We start from the raw sequence: 15,517 nt of genomic DNA on the forward strand, positions 1-15,517 counted from the left end.
GGAAGGAAATCGGGTCACCTGCCACTTGCCGGTAACCCGTGTCCGGCGCATGCCGCCGTTCGGGCGGCATGCGTCTTGTCTGGTGACTTACTGGGTCAGCTCGGAGGACCAGTCCCGTACCGGGGTGTAGCCGGCCTCGGCGAGCTTCGCCATATAGGCCTTCAGCATGTCGCTGCCCGGCTCGCCCTTGCTGTCGAGGTTCGCGGCCCACTCCACGGCAATGTTCGGCATGGCGGCCGCCCAGGCAGCACGCTGCTCCGGATCCATCTCGACCACGGTACCACCGGATTCCACATAGGCTGCCCGGCTCGCCTCCGCGCGGTCCATGGCAATGCCGGCAACGTGGTCGCGATACTCAACGGCCACTTCCTGCAGCACGTTTTTCACCTCGTCCGGCAGACCATCCCAATAGTCCTTGTTGACGGTGATGGTCTTGGAGTTCACGGCACCAAGATCGGCCTTGAGCATGTAAGGCGCGACTTCCGCGATCTTGAAGGTCTTGGCAGCTTCCGGCCACAGCATGGCTTTGTCGACCAGGCCGGTCTGCAGCATGTTGTAGAAGTCGGTCAGGCCACCGCGCACGCCGGCCGCTCCATCGATGCCCTCAAGATAGCGCAGGTTCATGCCGGCGCCGGCAACCTTCTTGCCTTCCAGGTCGGCAAGCGAGTTGATCGGCTCCTTGGAGAACACCTGGTAGGTATCAAGCACCACGCCGGTGGCCAGGTAGACCTGGTTCTGGGCTTCGAATTCCTTCTGCATGGTCGGGAATTCCTTGGCGATCTCGTCCACTGCCTTGGCCACAGCGCGGGAATCCGGCGCGATGAACGGGGTCACGGCAGAAATCGCCTGGCTCGGCAGTTTCGACGAGTGGAAGATGGTGGTGACGATACCGATATCGCCAAGCCCGAGCTTCACACCTTCCAGGACACCCTTCGGCTTGACGATGGAACCGCCATAGCTTTCCTGCCAGTCCATCTTGTAGTTGCCGGTCTTGGCAAGCCGCTTGTCGACTTCAGGAATGAAGAAGTTTGTGAACTCCTTCACCCAGAGAGCCCGGGCCGGATAACCGTCAATCACCACCGCCTTGATGGTTTCCGTTGCAAGGGCCGGCACCGAGGTGGCGCTCAGAAGCGCAAGAGCCAGGGCGCTCCGCCGTGTCAGTTTTCCAATCATGACATTCTCCTCCCAAAAGAACGAGACCGGTCAGGCTTTCTGCCAGACCGTCTCAACTGCAGTCCCCGACTGTTCAAAGAGCTTGGACAGCGGGCAGTACTTGGCGACGTCGCCTGCGACTTTCTGCAGGTCGTCTTCACTCAGCGACCCGTCGCAGGTCACCACCTGGCGCAGCGCGACAAAGGGAACGTCGATCTCCTCCTCAAGAGTGACGCCCCTGCGGTCGAACTCGCAGGCAATCTCGATTTCCATGTGGCCGATATCAACGCCGAGCCTGGCAGCGCATTTGTGGCCGATCACGTTGGTGCAGCCTGCCAGGGCCGCAACGGCTGCCTCGGTCGGTGCCGGGCCAAGATTGGTCCCGCCGCGCGCCGCCGGCTCGTCAATGGAAAAGGTCAGGTCACGAATGCCGACATCTGTCCGCGAATGCGACAGGCCGGTGCCCCTGGCCCGCAACTTTACAACCGTTTTTTCCTTCAAGGCCACCATTTTCCCTCACAGAAACTTGCAGGCCGTGTCGAACGGCAGACGGGGCAGCTTCTGAAACAGCGCCGTCTCGTCGGCATATCCGAGATTGCACAGGAAGTTCGACTTCAGTGTCGTTCCGGCGAAGAACTCCTCATCGACAATCTGGTTGGAGAAGCCGGACATGGCGCCGACATCCAGCCCGACGGCGCGGGCGGCGATCATGAAATAGGCCCCCTGCAGGGTACCGTTTCGAAACGCCGTGACTTCAGAGTGTTCCGGCTTGCCTTCGAAATGCGACCGCCGGTCCTCATGCGGAAAGAGGTATGGCAGCTCCTTCCAAAACTCCAGGTCGTGCGCGATGATCACTGTCGATGGGGCCGACATCATCTTGTCGATGTTCTTGTCCTTGAGCGATTTCGCCAGGCGTTTCTTGGCTTCGATCGTCTCGACGAAGAAAAACCGCGCCGGACAGGTGTTCATGCTGGTCGCGCCAGCCGCCGTGATGTCGTAGATCGTCTCCAGCAATTCACGCGGAACCGGCTTGTCCTGCCAGGCATAATGCGAGCGTGCCGTCCGGAGGATCAGGTCGATACCGTCATCGTCGAGCCGCCCGACCCGCTCACGCAGCGAGCGCACCGCCTCCTGCGCATCGGCGCGCAGCTTGGCAAGTGCTTCTCCGGTCGGGGCTTTCGAGGCAGCCATGCTCATTCCGCCGCCTCCGTTGCCTGGACATCCTCTTCGGCCACGATCGGATTGGCGCAGATACCGATGCCTTCGATCTCCACCTCGACCGTCTCGCCCGGCCTAAGCCAGCGCGGCGGTTTCTTGGCATGGCCCACACCCGGAGGGGTGCCCATGGCGAGATAATCGCCCGGCTCCAGCGTTGTGTATTCGGAAACGGTTGCAATGGTGCGCGCAACGCTCCAGAGCATGTCGGACGTGGTTGCGCTTTGCAGGATTTCCGAACCGACTCGGGACTCGATCTTCAGGCCGTCCGCACCTTCCGGCAGCTCGTCCGGCGTCACGATCACCGGTCCGACAGGGCCGGTGGCATCGAAATTCTTGCCGGGCGTCCATTGGTGGGTCTTGCGCTGGTATTCGCGCACCGAACCGTCGTTAAACAGCGTGTAGCCAAACACGTGGGACAGAGCATCTGCCTCGGAAATATGCTTGCCGCCCTTGCCGATGATCACCATCAGCTCGGCTTCGTAATCCAGCTGCTCGGAGCAGGAGGGCCGCACCATGGGCGCCCCGGCCGGGATCATCGAGGTGTTGGAGCGCATGAACAGGGCCGGGTAGACCGGCACGTCGTAGCCCCCTTCCTTGATGTGATCGACATAGTTCAGGCCCAGGCAGATGATCTTGCCCGGACGGGCGACCGGCAGGCCAGGCGTGAGCGAGGCAACCGGCTCTGCATCGACCTTGTTGCGCGCGTCAGCAATTGCCGACGGGTCCGCCACGCCCTCGATCAAGGCCATCAGGTCCGTGCCGAACCGCTCATCCGCCTTTGTCAGGTTCCACGCCCAGTCGCCTTCGACAACATAAACGCCCTGCCCCGACACACCTGTCCCAACAATGAATCGCATAACCGCCTCGGTGTTTCCCAATTTTTTGACACTTTGACGACTATTTTTAAGATTGTCAAATAATATCGATTTTTTTAGAGTGCGGGAAACAGGAGGTGCAACATGCCCAAATGGACTGAGTACAAACGGATCGCAAAAGAGCGCGGCGCGCTGGCATTGGAGCTTTATGTCGTCAACACGGTGCCCGCCGGTCCGGACGTTGATCTGCCGGGAACCCTGCCCGATCATCTGGCCTATCAGGCAAGGCTGGAAGCAGAAGGAAAGCTTGCGTTTGCCGGACCGGTGTCGGATGCGTCGGGAGAAAACATGACCGGGGAAGGCATGATCATCTACCGTGCCGCCTCGCTTGAAGAGGCAGACGCGTTGGCAGCCGCTGATCCCATGCACAGCCGGGGCGTCAGGACCTATTCCCTGCGCCGCTGGCTGATCAACGAGGGCAGCTTTTCGCTGTCCGTCGGTCTCTCCACCAAGGCTGTCGATTTTTCCTGACGCCGACGCGGCCGTTCTTCCTTTGGACAATTGGGGGCACGCCGAAGGTTTCTTATCTTAAGGGCAGCCATGCCCACGGAACCAGATGTCTGGAGATCCACATGTCCCTCTTCGGCGACCTGCTATCGACCATCTTCGAACGCCGCAATCTGCCGTTTTCGCCAGGCCGGCAGGACGCCCGGCCAACGGAGGAACTCATCGGTGAACTCGTCGGCGCCGCCGGTGAAATCACCGGCCTCGCCGCGGCCGGCAGCATCCTGCAGCGCTTCGAGGAAATGGATGACGACGGCAAGCTCGCCTTTTTCCGGCACCTCGCGGCAGACATGAATATCGACCCGGAGCGTGTGCGCTCAACGCTTGACGCTTATGAGGCCGACCCCAGCAAAAGAAGCTATCGCGCCTTCATGGCTGCAGTGGAACCGGACCGGCAGGAACTCATCCGCCGCCTGAACCAGATCCCCGGCGCCACCGAGCGACTGGTCCGCATGCGCTCGGACCTGTTGCGGCTTGGCGGCGAGGACCCTGCCCTTCAGGCGCTCGACCAGGATTTCCGGCACCTGTTCCTGTCCTGGTTCAACCGCGGCTTTCTTGTGCTGCGGCCGATCAGCTGGGAAAGTCCGGCCCATATCCTTGAAAAGATCATCGCCTATGAGGCGGTCCACGAGATCGAGAGCTGGGACGATCTCCGCCGGCGTCTTGTGCCCGTTGACCGCAGATGTTTTGCCTTCTTCCACCCCTCCATGCCGGATGAACCGCTGATCTTTGTGGAAGTGGCCCTGACCGCCGACATTCCAGGATCCATTCAGGGCCTGCTGGCCGAAGATCGGGAACCGATCACGGCCGAAGAAGCCCGAACCGCGGTGTTCTACTCCATCTCCAACTGCCAGGAGGGGCTTGCCGGGATTTCCTTCGGCAATTCCCTGATCAAGCAGGTGGCCGCCGATCTGTCGGCGGAACTGCCGGGACTGAAGACCTTTGTCACCCTGTCGCCGATCCCCGGCCTCACCAGATGGCTGGTTAGCGAAGACATTCCCTTTGCCGAGGCGGAGCCAAAGCATCTGCGCCAGCTGGCTGCGCATTATCTGCTGTCTGCCAAGCGACCCGACGGGCTGCCGCTCGACCCGGTGGCACGGTTTCATCTCGGCAATGGCGCCCAGGTTCACGCTGTACATGCGGACGCGGATATCTCGGAAAAAGGCCGGGTTCAGTCGGCCGGCGTCATGGTCAACTATCTCTACGACCTTGGCCGCGTCACGCAGAACCACGAGCGCTACGCCACACAAAAAGAAATTGCCGCCTCCTCGGACATACGTGGATTGGAGGCTGCCGCCAGGAAGCAGGATTTCAGGCGGCAGGTGGCTGCACCATCCGCCGTGTAGAAGCGCCCTTTGACGTCCTTGTTTCGGCAAATCCTTTCGCAAGTTTGAGAAGGGTGCGCAAAGTCGCGCGCCCAGCCTGATCTATTCCGGCCACACCTCCCCTCGGTCGTTTGAAGCAACATGCCGACGGCATGATCAGAACAATCGATGCTTCATTGCATTCGGAATTAAAATCGATATTATATCTGCATAACAATATAAATCGACAGGAGGAGAGAATGGCACGGAATCTGGTTCGGGCATTTGTGCTTGGTGGCGGTCTGCTCGCCGCGTCAGGCGCATGGGCGGAGACCTGTTTGAAGGTGACGTTGACCGGCACCCAGGGCGGACCGCCCGTCTATCAGGGACAGGCAGGCGCCGGCACACTCGTGCAGTTCGGCACGGTGGAGAACAAATGCAACGACATGCGCCTGCAGTTCGATACGGGCCGCGGCACCACCCAGCGCCTGAGCCAGGCAGGCGTGCCCGTCGGGCAACTCGATGCAATTTTCCTGAGCCATTTGCATTCCGACCACACGGAAGGCCTTGCCGACATGATGCAGCTGCGCTGGCATTTCAACTCCGGCGGTCCGAAGGTCGATCTCGTCTGCAGCGAGGAAACCAGGTCACCTCTGGGTTTTGCCCTGAGTTGCGAGCGGTTTGCCAGACATATTGGCGATGCGTTGATCCAGTCGGGAGAAATCGCGCAGAGACTGGCTGAAAACAAGAAACGTCTGCCGGGCGGACCGGCGGATCTGATCGAGGTGAAGGACTTCAAGCCGGAGGACGAGGCCAAGGAAGTCTGGTCCAAGGGGGATGTCACGGTCAGTGCCATCCGCTCCACCCACATTGCAGGCCACGCCTCCTACCGGGTCGATACGCCTGCCGGAAGTGTTGTCATCGGAGGGGATGCCGGCAATGACGTGCGCAAGCCTCCGCGCGACACCTCCACATCCGGCCAGGTTGAGAAACTGGCGCAAGGGGCTGATATCGTGGTGCATTCCACCATCCACCCGGTAATGGGGCCGGAAGGCGGCACCGGTTTTCCGCCACCGATCTTCTTCCGCCAGTCGAACGCCACCGATCTCGGTCACCTGGCCCGGCGCGCCGGGGTCAAGCATCTGATGCTGACCCACCTGATCCCACCGGTCGGCGCACCGCGCCAGGGTCCCTACAAACTGCCCGACGGCGCCTTGACCGAAGACGATTACCGCAACGCCGTTGTCGACAGCGGTTTTGAAGGTGAAACCGTGGTCGGCTCCGACCTCGCGTCGGTCACCCTGACGGCCCGGTAACCGGACCCTGGTCCACGCGCCCGCGGTCTGCAAGGCAGACCGCGGGTGCGGGTGGCCGCATCAGAACCCCGGTACTTTTTTCAGGATTGCCGCTTCCGGAGAAATGCGTTGAACTGTCCGTGGCATCAAGCGCAACGGGCAAACAATGCAAGATCGAAACGGTGTTTCCGGGCACGCGGACCTGACCGCGCTTTACCAGACCGCAACGCGTTTCGAATGCGGCTTTCTACTCGATTTCCATTGCTACAACATGTTCGGACACACACAGCCGGACGCGTTGCCAACCCACCGGCGGAGCGAGTTTGCAGCAACTGCGCATTCCGACATTCTCTGGCAGTCTCCGCCACGGCCGAAAACATTCGCCGCAGAAGCGCCTGAAGGGTTTTCAGATGGAGACGCCTTCATCGAACCGCAGCCGATTTCCCATGTCGAACAGGGACTGGCCGGCGACATGGCTCAGTTTCTTTACCGGACCTGGCTCAAGAACAAGGGCGTTGTCTTCAGCGACAGTGAACTGACCCGCCTCTGCCCCTGGCTCCTCCTGACGCTGCCCGGGGCACCACCAGGCGAAGTGCCGCATGTCACCTTTGTCGGCAAGCAGTCCAACTTCTTGAAATTCTATCCCCAGGCGCTCGACGACCTGAACCATGTGTCGCCGGCCGCATGCCTGCCAGATGGCTACAGGCATGCCATCGCGGAAGCCTATCATTGGACCATGCAGGGGGAACCCAATTTCGACATTCAAAGAACAGGGCAAATTCTGGGTGAGTCTCTACCGGATATGACTTTGCAGAGGCTCTTGCTGCGCTTCGAGACCAAGACCGGCTTCACCAGGATCTTTTCCCTGGTCACGCTTGTCGAGATGCATTCCCGTCCGTTCAGCTCCAACCGAGGTGACCATCACCGCTGGCGCCGCGACGGCCTCAGCTGGCATCCCGCCTATCAGGTCTCCGGTTCAAGGACCGGCGCGCCTCGGCGCGCGCCCCTTTCAACAAGGTCACCCAAGGCATAGGGTTAGGTCCCTAAACATCTTCCGCAAGCCCATGATGCCGGGGCAAATGGCTGATATCCGGCAGGACCGCGGTAGCAAAACGTTCCAGCTCTTCACGCTCCGCCGGCCCGCTGAGAACCGCCAGCCGCTCGGCCAGTCCCGCGTTGCACGCAAATTCCATATCGTGAACGCTGTCGCCGACCATGGCCGTTTCGGCCGGAGAGATTCCACTCGCCCGGCCAAATCCCTCGGCCATGCCGGGGCCGGGCTTGGCGCCGTATCCGCTGTCAGAACCGGCAACAAAGCCGAAAAGCTCCGACAGGCCGGCATGCGCAAGCTGATTGCGGGCGGATGCTTCCGTGTCATTGGTGGCCACACCCAGAAAAATGCCGTTCCGGTGCAAATTCTCAAGTGCTACGCGAGCACCCGCAACAGGCACCAGTGGCAATGCTCTGACCGCCGCTTCTTGAGCCCGCCGGACCTTGCCAAGACCTCCCTCCCCCAGTTTCCCGGCCCAGAGGCGCAGCACCTCTTCCGTACTGCCGGCGACGATCACCGAGCCCGGGACAAAGGTGCCTTCCCTGCGGTCGTATCCGCAGATCTCGGCCAGCTCGTTGCTCAGTGCTTCGTCCTGCCCTGTCAGCTGATCGAACATGCGTTCGCAATAGGCGGTCCAGGTCGCGTCAAAGGAAAACAGCGTGCCGTCCTTGTCGAACAGGATCGCCCGCACACCAGACGAAGCTCGCCCCGTCATTTCCCTGCGGCCTTGGTCAGGAAAGCCGGCCGCATGCCCCGCGCCGGGTCAACGCCCAGGCGCGCCAGAAGCGAGGCCGCCAGCTGCAGCTGGTTCAGACGGCCGTCTTCGGTCGAGACGTCGCCATCGCCGAAATAATAGAACGGCACTTCGGTTTCGACCGATGACGTGCCGCCATGCGCCCCTTCCGCGGACATGCCGTGATCGGCAGTGATCATCACCTCATACCCCGCCGCGCGCCAAACCGGCAGCACCCGTGCCAGCGCGCCGTCGATCATCATCGCCTGCGCCCGATATTCGGCGCTATCACCACCAAACGTGTGCCCGAGCGTATCGGCAGCACATGTGTGCAGCAGCAGATAGTCCGGCTGATGGTCTTCGATGAGCCGGATGGTCTGGGCGCAAAGATCGATTTCCGCCGGCGCAACCGCGTTGGCCCGGCCATAACCTTCCATGGAATAGAATCGTCCGTACTGGAGATCGCCGTTTTCGTTGCAATGTTCGATGGAGCGCAGCGGATCCCAGGCCTCCCCCGCATAAAGCTTGTGGAAGTAGGAATGAGCGACCGCAGCCGTTATGCGGCCCGCTGCCCGCGCAACGGAGAAGACGTTGTCCTTCTCGGAAGACCGCATGGCATGGTTGCAGGTGATGCCGTGTTCATAGGGCCAAAGACCGGTGTGAATGGTCTCATACATCGGGCCGGAAATGCTCGGCGTCGCCGTTACCATCTTCCAGCGGCGGGCGATGCCAAGCGACACCGCGCTTTGCAGATAGCCGCATTGGCTGACGGCCGTGTCGTAGCCGACGCCGTCCATGATCACCAGAATTACCTTGCCGGACATCTCATGCTCCGTTCTGTGCTTGGCCGTCAAACACCCGCCCGGCCTCGCTGTCGCCAAACATCGGCTGCGCCAGAGAAGGCATCAGCGCGACACTGAGTCTGATCATTTTTCTAATAGAAGAGAAATTCAAACTGCAACAGCTTCCGGGACCACTCATGTCAACGGAGGCAGCAACGCGAATTTTTCTTATATTTTTCAGATATTTGACCAAAGAAGTTATTCGATCAAATTCATTTCTTAAGGCGACATCACGCTGAACCTCGCATCGCTTGACGCGCTTTTGCATTCTTCTAGATTAAATTTCTAATCAAAGAGCAGATAATGTCCCGAATTCCGATGTCCTGGCTGGCCACGTTCGAAGCCGCAGCCCGCCACTTGAATTTCACAAAGGCCGCCTCCGAACTCGGCCTGACCCAGGGCGCGGTCAGCCAGCAGATCGTCAAACTGGAACAGGAGCTTGATGCACCGCTGTTTGAACGGCGTGGCCGGCGGGTCTTCCTGACCGAAATAGGCGAGGCCTATCTGAACCAGGTGAGCGGCTCCCTGGCCGACATCCGCAGCGTGACGGAAGACTTGTTCACCCGGCCTGAAACCGAGCGCGTCCGCCTTGCCTGTTATTCCCCGACCTTCGCGCATCTGTGGCTGGCACCCCGCCTCGGCGCGCTCTATGCGGATCTGCCCGGCATCGAGATCCAGATCAGCGTCAACTATCAGCTGAACCCGAGCACTCCCGGCTCCTGGGACATCGTTTTTTCCTATGAGGATCTCGCCAGCTCGTCCGCCGGTTTTCTGCCCCTGTTCCGGGAGCGGATCGTTGCGGTGGCAACACCGGAGCTTGCCGCTCTCTGGCCCTCGGAGTTGCCGGGAACGCCCTGCCTGATCCAGACCGCCGGACCACGTGGCACCTGGCAGTCCTGGCTGGCCGCCGCCGGCCGGTCCTTGCCGGCACCGAGGTTTGCGCTCGTCAATTCCATGCACTGCGCCTTGCAGATGGCCACCGGCGGCACGGGTTTCGCCCTTGGCGCCTACCCTTTCATAGAGGCGGAGCTTGAGAGCAGCCGCCTGCAGGTCATTGAACCCGAGGTCCAGCTCGCAGGCAGGCATCACGGCCTTGCCGTGCCGGCGGGCGCCAGCGCCTCACAGCCGGTCAGGCGCGTCGTGGAATGGATCATGGACGCTGCCTTGATCTGACCCGTGTCCCGCGCAGTCAATCACCCGCTTCGTCGTGGTAGCGCTCGATCAGCTCGACCTCGTCCCGGCATCCCATGATCACGGAGATGCGCTGGTGATGCCCCGTCGGCTGAACATCCAGAATGCGCTCCCACCCTGTTGAAGCACGGCCACCGGCCTGTTCGATGATGAAGCCCATCGGGTTTGCCTCGTAAAGCAAGCGCAGCTTGCCCCCCATATGGGCATTGGCGGCATCTCTGGGATAGAGAAACACGCCGCCACGCATCAGGATCCGGTGAATCTCGGCGACCATCGACGCTGTCCAGCGCATGTTGAAGGTCTTGCCACGGACACCGTCCTCACCGTCGATGCACTCTTCGACATACCGCCGGACGGGAGCATTCCAGCTGCGAAAGCGCGAAGCATTGATGGCAAATTCTCCGGTCTCAGCCGGCAGTTTCATATCCGGGAAAGTCAGGAGGAACTCTCCCGAGCCGATCTTGTGAGTGAAGCCGTTGACACCCTGCCCCGTTGAAAAGACCAGCGAAGTGGACGGGCCGTATAGCGAATATCCCGCACAGATCTGTTCACTGCCCCTGATCAGGACCGCCTCGTTGCTGAGCTCAGACAGGTCCTCCTCCAGTTCGACGACGGAAAAGATAGACCCGACCGACAGATTGACATTCAGGTTGGAGGACCCGTCAAGCGGATCGAAATAGACCAGATAATCGCCCTTCCTCGGCCGGTCTTTCAACCAGATGACCTCGTCGATTTCTTCAGAGACCAAAGCCGCCACCCGCGCACAGTTGGAACAGTGACTGAGGAAGATGTCATTGGCGATGACATCGAGCTGTTTTTGGGTTTCGCCCTGCACGTTCTCCGTTTCCGCAGCGCCCAGAATATCGAGGAAGGGACCGTTGCGGATCTGATGGGCGATGATGCGGCACGATGTGGCGATGTCTTCCAAGAGCAGCATCATGTCCTGATCGAGCCCGTGTTTCTCCTTTTCCTGCAGAAGGAACTTGCGAAGCGTCAGGCGATCGATGGTCATGGTGACATTTCCCGTTGATGTGCTGCCCTCTCCCTAAATGCCGGGCAGACGAAAAGCCAGAACTTCATGCAGCCCGGTCAGCACAGGCACCGGGTTATCCTCCCCGGCAAATCTTGCCGCCCCTTGCCCTGCTCTGTGCATATCCGCAAAGGAATCAGCCGGCCGAATTGCTGGTGTCACGGCGAAGGCGCAGGGTTGCAGTGCTGTACGACCGAAAGAGGGCACCATGGCAACTCGGGACATGCTGGCGGGCCAGCAGCAGCTGGCGCTTGAAGAACAGTCGGAGCGCTGCCTGCCGCCGACCTACGCAAATTACGAATGGACGGGCGAAGGCCTTTGTGAACGCTCCGGCAGCGACACGATCCTCTATTCCTATTGGGACCGGCCCTTTGCCTGCACGATCCGGCGCCAGCACCGTGACCCGGAGGACTTTCTGCCTGCCTGGGCCTTGCTCGACGCTCCCGACTATGGCCGCATCGCAACAGAAAAGAGCGTCCTGGCGCATCACCCCAGGACATTGGGCACAGGCATTGCTGCGGGCCCTGGCGCGGAGAAGGCCCTAACGGAATACATCGCAACACTCCCCCGCCTGCTCGTCTCTCTCGCCGCGCCGTTCGGCGCGCAGCAATGGCTGCTGCTGGACCTTTTCCGGCGCGCGCCGGGTCTCTGGAAACAGGTCCACCGCCAGACGGCGTTCGGCCGCCTGGGCACTTTGTCGCTGACCTTGGAGCTCTTCTGCGCCGCCGGACGAACCGCACCGCGGCAGCGCCAGGCCTTTGCCGATACTCTGAACCTGGAAACGCGGGAAACGCTTCTGCACCGGTTTCTCAAGACAACGCCGCCTCCGGCCCTGCTGGCATTTCTGGAACAGTTCCCGCCGGGCAGCGACCTGCTCGATGAGCGCTGCATCAAGTCGGCGCTTTCCCAGGCTGGCGCGCCTCAGGTATCCGAAGACCTCGCACGCCTGCAACAGCGGTCTTTCAGCGCAATCCTGTCAGAGACGGAGTGGGCCGGCATGACACATGTCCAGGCCCTGATCGACCAGGGGGTACCCCTGCCCCGCTTGATCGCCACGATCAAGTCCGGCCTGCGCAACCTGACAGCCTCGGAACGGCCGGCTGCCCTGGCCGGCCTCAAGAAGATACAGGCCCCCCAGGCCTTGCAATGGTGGTTGATGCACTGGACCACACTGGCCGGCCGCAGCCGCACCTTTCCGGCACCGCCAATTCCGTCGGCACCGATGCTGATCCCGCTCGGCAATGCTGCCGAGCTGCACCAGGAAAGCCAGCGCATGCGCAACGGCGTCGACCGGTTTCTCGCCGATGTCCTGGCGGGAGACCTTTATTTCTATCACTACGACGGCCACCCGGCCGCCACGATCTGCCTCGCGGCTACCGGGACGAACGACTGGCTGCTCCTGGAAGTGCTGGGGGAAGACGGCACGCATCTTCAGGACGGAACCTGTCAGGAGATTGTGCCCTCTTTGATTTCGCAGGACGCCTTGAAGGGATACGCCTGACCTCCTGAAAACTTACAATGCAAAATCACGCGGTTTCTTTGAGCGCCTTCCTGACAATCGTGTCCTAGGATCGCTTCAACGGCTCACAAGCCGGAAGTGACGACACGAGCATTGCAGGAGGCGCCCTATGTCAGACACATCCCCGAGGATCGACCTTTCCGTCATCTGGAACAGGCTTTCAGAGAAGGAAACGGTTCCGTTCTGCAGCGGCATGGTCATCCCGACGGCAGACACGGACGACCACGACGTTTTCCCGTCGGCAGACCGTCTTTTCTGCCAGATCCTCGTCTACGAACAATCGCATGGATCTCGACACATCACTGTGTCTGCACGCGACGGGGCGATACAAGCCTGTTGAACAAGCCCGGCAGGGGCTTTGTTCACGGGCATGACATTCGCTAGTCTTTTGACTGAAAAACAAGATGGGCAGGGGCGGAATGGACAATCGGGAAACGAAAGCAGGAACCGTGCTTCCTGAAGCGGATCGCGGCCGGGCCTTCGCGAATCTGGTTCACCGCACCCTGACGGGCCGCGGAAAGTCCGAACTGGACCGGGTCGCGGACGAAATGGGCATGAGCTACGCCGCGTTCTACAATCGGCTCCGCCATGCCACACCCTTCTCCGCAGACGAAATCCAGCGACTGCTGATCGTGGTCGACGATCCGATCATCGCCGATTTCCTGCTCGCAGGCACACCCTATATTCCGGCTGAACGACAGATCGGGCCGGACACGGCGTCATTTGAGGAAAATCTTGCGCGCGGTGCGGAACGGATCGTGATCGAAGCAGCTGACGTGCTGCGCGCGGCCCATGAGGCCCTGGTCGACAATCACATTGACCACCGCGAGGAAATCACCATCCGCGAAGCCATTCGCGAAGCGGAACGCGCGCTCCTGTCGTTGCGCGGTCATCTCGATGCTTTGCGCTGAAAATGGTGTGAGAATGCCAACCTGTAAGCCACGCGCCTAGACGCAATAGCCTTGCCGCTGCCCCTTCGGAAATGCTTTGACATCGAGAACTCCGACTTTCGACATAGATCAGCGGACACCCAGAAACACGCAAGTTCTGTCGACCGACTTTACTACAGAGACACTCTCTACCCTTGGTGGAACTAGATTAGCACTTCGAGGGTTAAAAACTGCGCAGATAGCAACGGAACATATATAAATGAACGCAGCGGCCGTTTCCTAGGGGAACTGACCGGGAATAATAGGCTTTGGGTACTATATTTTTCTCGCAATTTACGCAGGCCACCCGAGCGCCACACCCAGCATAAAGAAGCTTCGGACAGGAAACTCGGCACGGTAATGATTGCATTGCCGACCAACATGTCGCCGACAAACAAGGTCAATCCGCAACTACCCTTTAAGTACAAAGAAGAGTTCCTCGCGTGGCGCTTAAGAACTATGTCCAGTTCCTCGACCGCAAGGGCGCTAAGCGCGTCGCTCAGTATGCCAGTTTCGACGCAAGGAAATCATTCCGCCTGACTGTGAATATCCTTCCATGAGTTTGCGCCCCCAGCCAGAGCCCTGCCTGTCCACGCCGGACTCCACTGCCTCTATCGCTGGCGAGAGCGACGACAACCCACCAGAATCGTCAAAATTGAGGCCACGGTAACCGAGACTTCCGCAACCACAATTCTAATACGCACCAAATTCCCTTGATAGCTACAGTTTGTTTTTGTAACCTCAGATTGTTTTGTCAAATGAGGAGGCTAAGTTGACTTTTAAAATTGATGAACGCGTAGTAATTCCCGTCAAACTAGACACGGGTAAGGTGTCTGAGATCCTTGCGGAGAAGATATACAAAGTCCTTCGTGATACCAATGGAGAAGAAGGAAACTTTGAAGAAGGTGACCTTGAGAAAATACCAATGGAAAAGAAAAGAGTCCATTTTCAAGGATTCTATTGCATAATGTTTACTTTTGAAAGAGCAGGAACACACTACCTTAGCCTTCAAGCTTACACAAATTCAGGCTCGCGAATTCGCGGATGATAAATCCATTTAACCCCTTTTTCTCTGTATCGGATAAGACAGCAGGCTTTGGAAACAAAGCCGTTATCTTTTCCGCAATAGCACTCGTATCTTCCAAGTACAGCTTAAAACTCTCCAAGATACCTTTCGTTAACTTGGAAATCCCTAAAGAAATATCGCTACCCACATCAGGAATATTCTCCCTTCTTAGCATATATTTCCTAATTCTTTTTCTTACTAACTATTTTGAAGAAGTGGCATCATTTGAGAACGAAGAGTACAATAAAATATTAGAAGGCATGGACACCCAGTCCGACGACTCAGCCAAATCCGCCCTACAAAGAAAATTGGAAAACGATGTTCGAAGTCGAATCAGCGAGAATATTCATGTGTGGAAGTTTTTTGGTCAAATACAGACAATTCTTAATTTTTTGCTACCAGTCACCGTCTGTGGATACACAGTAGTTTTCGACTGGCACAATATTATTGGCACCTTTGAAAAACTATTCACATGAGTTATACTTTTCACAGAATCAACAAGTTACAGGAGTGCGAGATGCCTCAAACTGTTGAATTTACGTTCCATACAACAGCGGGTGAGATTGTGCGTGGCCATCGCTTTATCAACCCAGACGATACAGTTGGCGGTTGGGTGGCAGATAGTGCTGTAATTGCACCTGGTTCATTCGTAGAACTAGATGCGATTGTTGGACCATCCGCAGAAGTTGGCCCTGGTCGAATTGTACGGAATGGCACCTTTCTTCAAGAAGGTGAGAAGTATTAAATAGCCGACTCAGTGTCGCCAGCACCTTACCCCCTCTCCACTGTTTGGGGTTTTTCTAAAATT

At 59.0% G+C, this 15,517-nt stretch carries 19 protein-coding genes; 11 read left to right on the plus strand and 8 right to left on the minus strand.

Annotation, left to right across the window (positions count from 1 at the left end; genetic code table 11):
* Window positions 1-87: 87 nt before the first annotated feature.
* Genes CHH27_RS10680 through CHH27_RS10695 form a run of 4 tightly spaced genes read right to left on the minus strand, consistent with a single transcriptional unit; the run spans window position 88 to window position 3,227 of the window.
* A complete protein-coding gene (locus CHH27_RS10680; RefSeq protein WP_094071574.1) occupies window positions 88-1,173 on the minus strand; it encodes a C4-dicarboxylate TRAP transporter substrate-binding protein in 1,086 nt (361 codons plus the stop codon).
* A 30-nt stretch (window positions 1,174-1,203) separates the two neighbouring features.
* On the minus strand, window positions 1,204-1,662 hold the full coding sequence (locus tag CHH27_RS10685; protein WP_094071575.1) for an OsmC family protein: 459 nt from the start codon (window positions 1,660-1,662) through the stop codon (window positions 1,204-1,206).
* 6 nt (window positions 1,663-1,668) lie between these two features.
* The gene (locus CHH27_RS10690; RefSeq protein WP_094071576.1) at window positions 1,669-2,349 is read right to left on the minus strand and encodes a malonic semialdehyde reductase; all 681 of its coding nucleotides are present in this window, start codon (window positions 2,347-2,349) and stop codon (window positions 1,669-1,671) included.
* Window positions 2,346-3,227, minus strand: coding sequence for a fumarylacetoacetate hydrolase family protein (locus CHH27_RS10695; RefSeq protein ID WP_094074665.1), 882 nt, complete (start codon window positions 3,225-3,227; stop codon window positions 2,346-2,348). The genes CHH27_RS10690 and CHH27_RS10695 overlap by 4 nt, the downstream gene beginning before the upstream one ends.
* A 102-nt stretch (window positions 3,228-3,329) precedes the next feature.
* Between CHH27_RS10695 and CHH27_RS10700 the strand changes: the two genes are divergently transcribed.
* From CHH27_RS10700 to CHH27_RS10715, 4 genes are all read left to right on the plus strand, one after another.
* Window positions 3,330-3,716 carry a YciI family protein gene (locus CHH27_RS10700; RefSeq protein WP_094071577.1) on the plus strand — a complete coding sequence of 129 codons (387 nt, stop codon included), beginning with the start codon at window positions 3,330-3,332 and terminating at the stop codon, window positions 3,714-3,716.
* 101 nt (window positions 3,717-3,817) lie between these two features.
* Window positions 3,818-5,095: a malonyl-CoA decarboxylase gene (locus CHH27_RS10705; RefSeq protein ID WP_094071578.1), complete on the plus strand. Its 1,278-nt coding sequence runs from the start codon at window positions 3,818-3,820 to the stop codon at window positions 5,093-5,095.
* Between the two features lie 218 nt (window positions 5,096-5,313).
* Window positions 5,314-6,369, plus strand: a complete 1,056-nt coding sequence (locus tag CHH27_RS10710) for an MBL fold metallo-hydrolase (RefSeq protein ID WP_157738851.1) — start codon at window positions 5,314-5,316, stop codon at window positions 6,367-6,369.
* A 145-nt stretch (window positions 6,370-6,514) separates the two neighbouring features.
* Window positions 6,515-7,381: a hypothetical protein gene (locus CHH27_RS10715; protein ID WP_094071580.1), complete on the plus strand. Its 867-nt coding sequence runs from the start codon at window positions 6,515-6,517 to the stop codon at window positions 7,379-7,381.
* 10 nt (window positions 7,382-7,391) lie between these two features.
* On the opposite strand, the gene CHH27_RS10720 is transcribed toward CHH27_RS10715, so the two are convergent.
* The 3 genes from CHH27_RS10720 to CHH27_RS27620 are packed head-to-tail and all read right to left on the minus strand — an operon-like array spanning window position 7,392 to window position 9,242.
* Complete coding sequence (locus tag CHH27_RS10720) at window positions 7,392-8,114, minus strand: HAD family hydrolase (protein WP_094071581.1); 723 nt, start codon at window positions 8,112-8,114, stop codon at window positions 7,392-7,394.
* Window positions 8,111-8,956 (minus strand): alkaline phosphatase family protein, encoded by an 846-nt coding sequence (locus CHH27_RS10725; RefSeq protein WP_094071582.1) that lies wholly within the window; start codon window positions 8,954-8,956, stop codon window positions 8,111-8,113. The genes CHH27_RS10720 and CHH27_RS10725 overlap by 4 nt, the downstream gene beginning before the upstream one ends.
* Before the next feature lies 1 nt (window position 8,957).
* Window positions 8,958-9,242 (minus strand): hypothetical protein, encoded by a 285-nt coding sequence (locus CHH27_RS27620; protein ID WP_157738852.1) that lies wholly within the window; start codon window positions 9,240-9,242, stop codon window positions 8,958-8,960.
* A gap of 35 nt (window positions 9,243-9,277) precedes the next feature.
* On the opposite strand from CHH27_RS27620, the gene CHH27_RS27625 reads away from it, so the two are divergent.
* Complete coding sequence (locus CHH27_RS27625; protein WP_157738853.1) at window positions 9,278-10,147, plus strand: LysR substrate-binding domain-containing protein; 870 nt, start codon at window positions 9,278-9,280, stop codon at window positions 10,145-10,147.
* Between the two features lie 16 nt (window positions 10,148-10,163).
* Here the strand turns inward: CHH27_RS27625 and CHH27_RS10735 are convergent, their stop codons facing one another.
* On the minus strand, window positions 10,164-11,177 hold the full coding sequence (locus CHH27_RS10735) for a class 1 fructose-bisphosphatase (protein ID WP_198338391.1): 1,014 nt from the start codon (window positions 11,175-11,177) through the stop codon (window positions 10,164-10,166).
* A gap of 226 nt (window positions 11,178-11,403) precedes the next feature.
* Between CHH27_RS10735 and CHH27_RS10740 the strand changes: the two genes are divergently transcribed.
* The 6 genes from CHH27_RS10740 (at window position 11,404) to CHH27_RS27640 (ending at window position 15,454) form a co-directional block, all read left to right on the plus strand.
* Window positions 11,404-12,696, plus strand: a complete 1,293-nt coding sequence (locus tag CHH27_RS10740) for a hypothetical protein (protein WP_094071583.1) — start codon at window positions 11,404-11,406, stop codon at window positions 12,694-12,696.
* Between the two features lie 127 nt (window positions 12,697-12,823).
* Window positions 12,824-13,054 carry a hypothetical protein gene (locus tag CHH27_RS10745; protein WP_094071584.1) on the plus strand — a complete coding sequence of 77 codons (231 nt, stop codon included), beginning with the start codon at window positions 12,824-12,826 and terminating at the stop codon, window positions 13,052-13,054.
* A gap of 79 nt (window positions 13,055-13,133) precedes the next feature.
* Window positions 13,134-13,625, plus strand: a complete 492-nt coding sequence (locus CHH27_RS10750) for a phage regulatory CII family protein (RefSeq protein WP_094071585.1) — start codon at window positions 13,134-13,136, stop codon at window positions 13,623-13,625.
* Between the two features lie 790 nt (window positions 13,626-14,415).
* Window positions 14,416-14,691 carry a hypothetical protein gene (locus CHH27_RS27630; RefSeq protein ID WP_157738854.1) on the plus strand — a complete coding sequence of 92 codons (276 nt, stop codon included), beginning with the start codon at window positions 14,416-14,418 and terminating at the stop codon, window positions 14,689-14,691.
* The gene (locus CHH27_RS27635) at window positions 14,688-15,185 is read left to right on the plus strand and encodes a hypothetical protein (protein WP_157738855.1); all 498 of its coding nucleotides are present in this window, start codon (window positions 14,688-14,690) and stop codon (window positions 15,183-15,185) included. The genes CHH27_RS27630 and CHH27_RS27635 overlap by 4 nt, the downstream gene beginning before the upstream one ends.
* 41 nt (window positions 15,186-15,226) lie before the next feature.
* Window positions 15,227-15,454, plus strand: coding sequence for a hypothetical protein (locus tag CHH27_RS27640; protein ID WP_157738856.1), 228 nt, complete (start codon window positions 15,227-15,229; stop codon window positions 15,452-15,454).
* The last annotated feature ends 63 nt before the right edge of the window (window positions 15,455-15,517 follow it).

It is taken from the genome of Labrenzia sp. VG12 (assembly GCF_002237595.1).
Taxonomy (GTDB): domain Bacteria; phylum Pseudomonadota; class Alphaproteobacteria; order Rhizobiales; family Stappiaceae; genus Roseibium.

What these genes read in the sequence shown, in the direction of transcription:
- CHH27_RS10750 (WP_094071585.1), top strand. Translation starts at nt 13,134, where the DNA reads ATGGACAATCGGGAAACGAAAGCAGGAACCGTGCTTCCTGAAGCGGAT.
- CHH27_RS10720 (WP_094071581.1), bottom strand. Translation starts at nt 8,114, where the DNA reads ATGACGGGGCGAGCTTCGTCTGGTGTGCGGGCGATCCTGTTCGACAAG.
- CHH27_RS10690 (WP_094071576.1), bottom strand. Translation starts at nt 2,349, where the DNA reads ATGAGCATGGCTGCCTCGAAAGCCCCGACCGGAGAAGCACTTGCCAAG.
- CHH27_RS10745 (WP_094071584.1), top strand. Translation starts at nt 12,824, where the DNA reads ATGTCAGACACATCCCCGAGGATCGACCTTTCCGTCATCTGGAACAGG.
- CHH27_RS10715 (WP_094071580.1), top strand. Translation starts at nt 6,515, where the DNA reads ATGCAAGATCGAAACGGTGTTTCCGGGCACGCGGACCTGACCGCGCTT.
- CHH27_RS10725 (WP_094071582.1), bottom strand. Translation starts at nt 8,956, where the DNA reads ATGTCCGGCAAGGTAATTCTGGTGATCATGGACGGCGTCGGCTACGAC.
- CHH27_RS10740 (WP_094071583.1), top strand. Translation starts at nt 11,404, where the DNA reads ATGGCAACTCGGGACATGCTGGCGGGCCAGCAGCAGCTGGCGCTTGAA.
- CHH27_RS10695 (WP_094074665.1), bottom strand. Translation starts at nt 3,227, where the DNA reads ATGCGATTCATTGTTGGGACAGGTGTGTCGGGGCAGGGCGTTTATGTT.
- CHH27_RS27620 (WP_157738852.1), bottom strand. Translation starts at nt 9,242, where the DNA reads ATGCAAAAGCGCGTCAAGCGATGCGAGGTTCAGCGTGATGTCGCCTTA.
- CHH27_RS10735 (WP_198338391.1), bottom strand. Translation starts at nt 11,177, where the DNA reads ATGACCATCGATCGCCTGACGCTTCGCAAGTTCCTTCTGCAGGAAAAG.
- CHH27_RS10710 (WP_157738851.1), top strand. Translation starts at nt 5,314, where the DNA reads ATGGCACGGAATCTGGTTCGGGCATTTGTGCTTGGTGGCGGTCTGCTC.
- CHH27_RS10685 (WP_094071575.1), bottom strand. Translation starts at nt 1,662, where the DNA reads ATGGTGGCCTTGAAGGAAAAAACGGTTGTAAAGTTGCGGGCCAGGGGC.
- CHH27_RS27640 (WP_157738856.1), top strand. Translation starts at nt 15,227, where the DNA reads ATGCCTCAAACTGTTGAATTTACGTTCCATACAACAGCGGGTGAGATT.
- CHH27_RS10680 (WP_094071574.1), bottom strand. Translation starts at nt 1,173, where the DNA reads ATGATTGGAAAACTGACACGGCGGAGCGCCCTGGCTCTTGCGCTTCTG.
- CHH27_RS10700 (WP_094071577.1), top strand. Translation starts at nt 3,330, where the DNA reads ATGCCCAAATGGACTGAGTACAAACGGATCGCAAAAGAGCGCGGCGCG.
- CHH27_RS10705 (WP_094071578.1), top strand. Translation starts at nt 3,818, where the DNA reads ATGTCCCTCTTCGGCGACCTGCTATCGACCATCTTCGAACGCCGCAAT.
- CHH27_RS27635 (WP_157738855.1), top strand. Translation starts at nt 14,688, where the DNA reads ATGATAAATCCATTTAACCCCTTTTTCTCTGTATCGGATAAGACAGCA.
- CHH27_RS27625 (WP_157738853.1), top strand. Translation starts at nt 9,278, where the DNA reads ATGTCCCGAATTCCGATGTCCTGGCTGGCCACGTTCGAAGCCGCAGCC.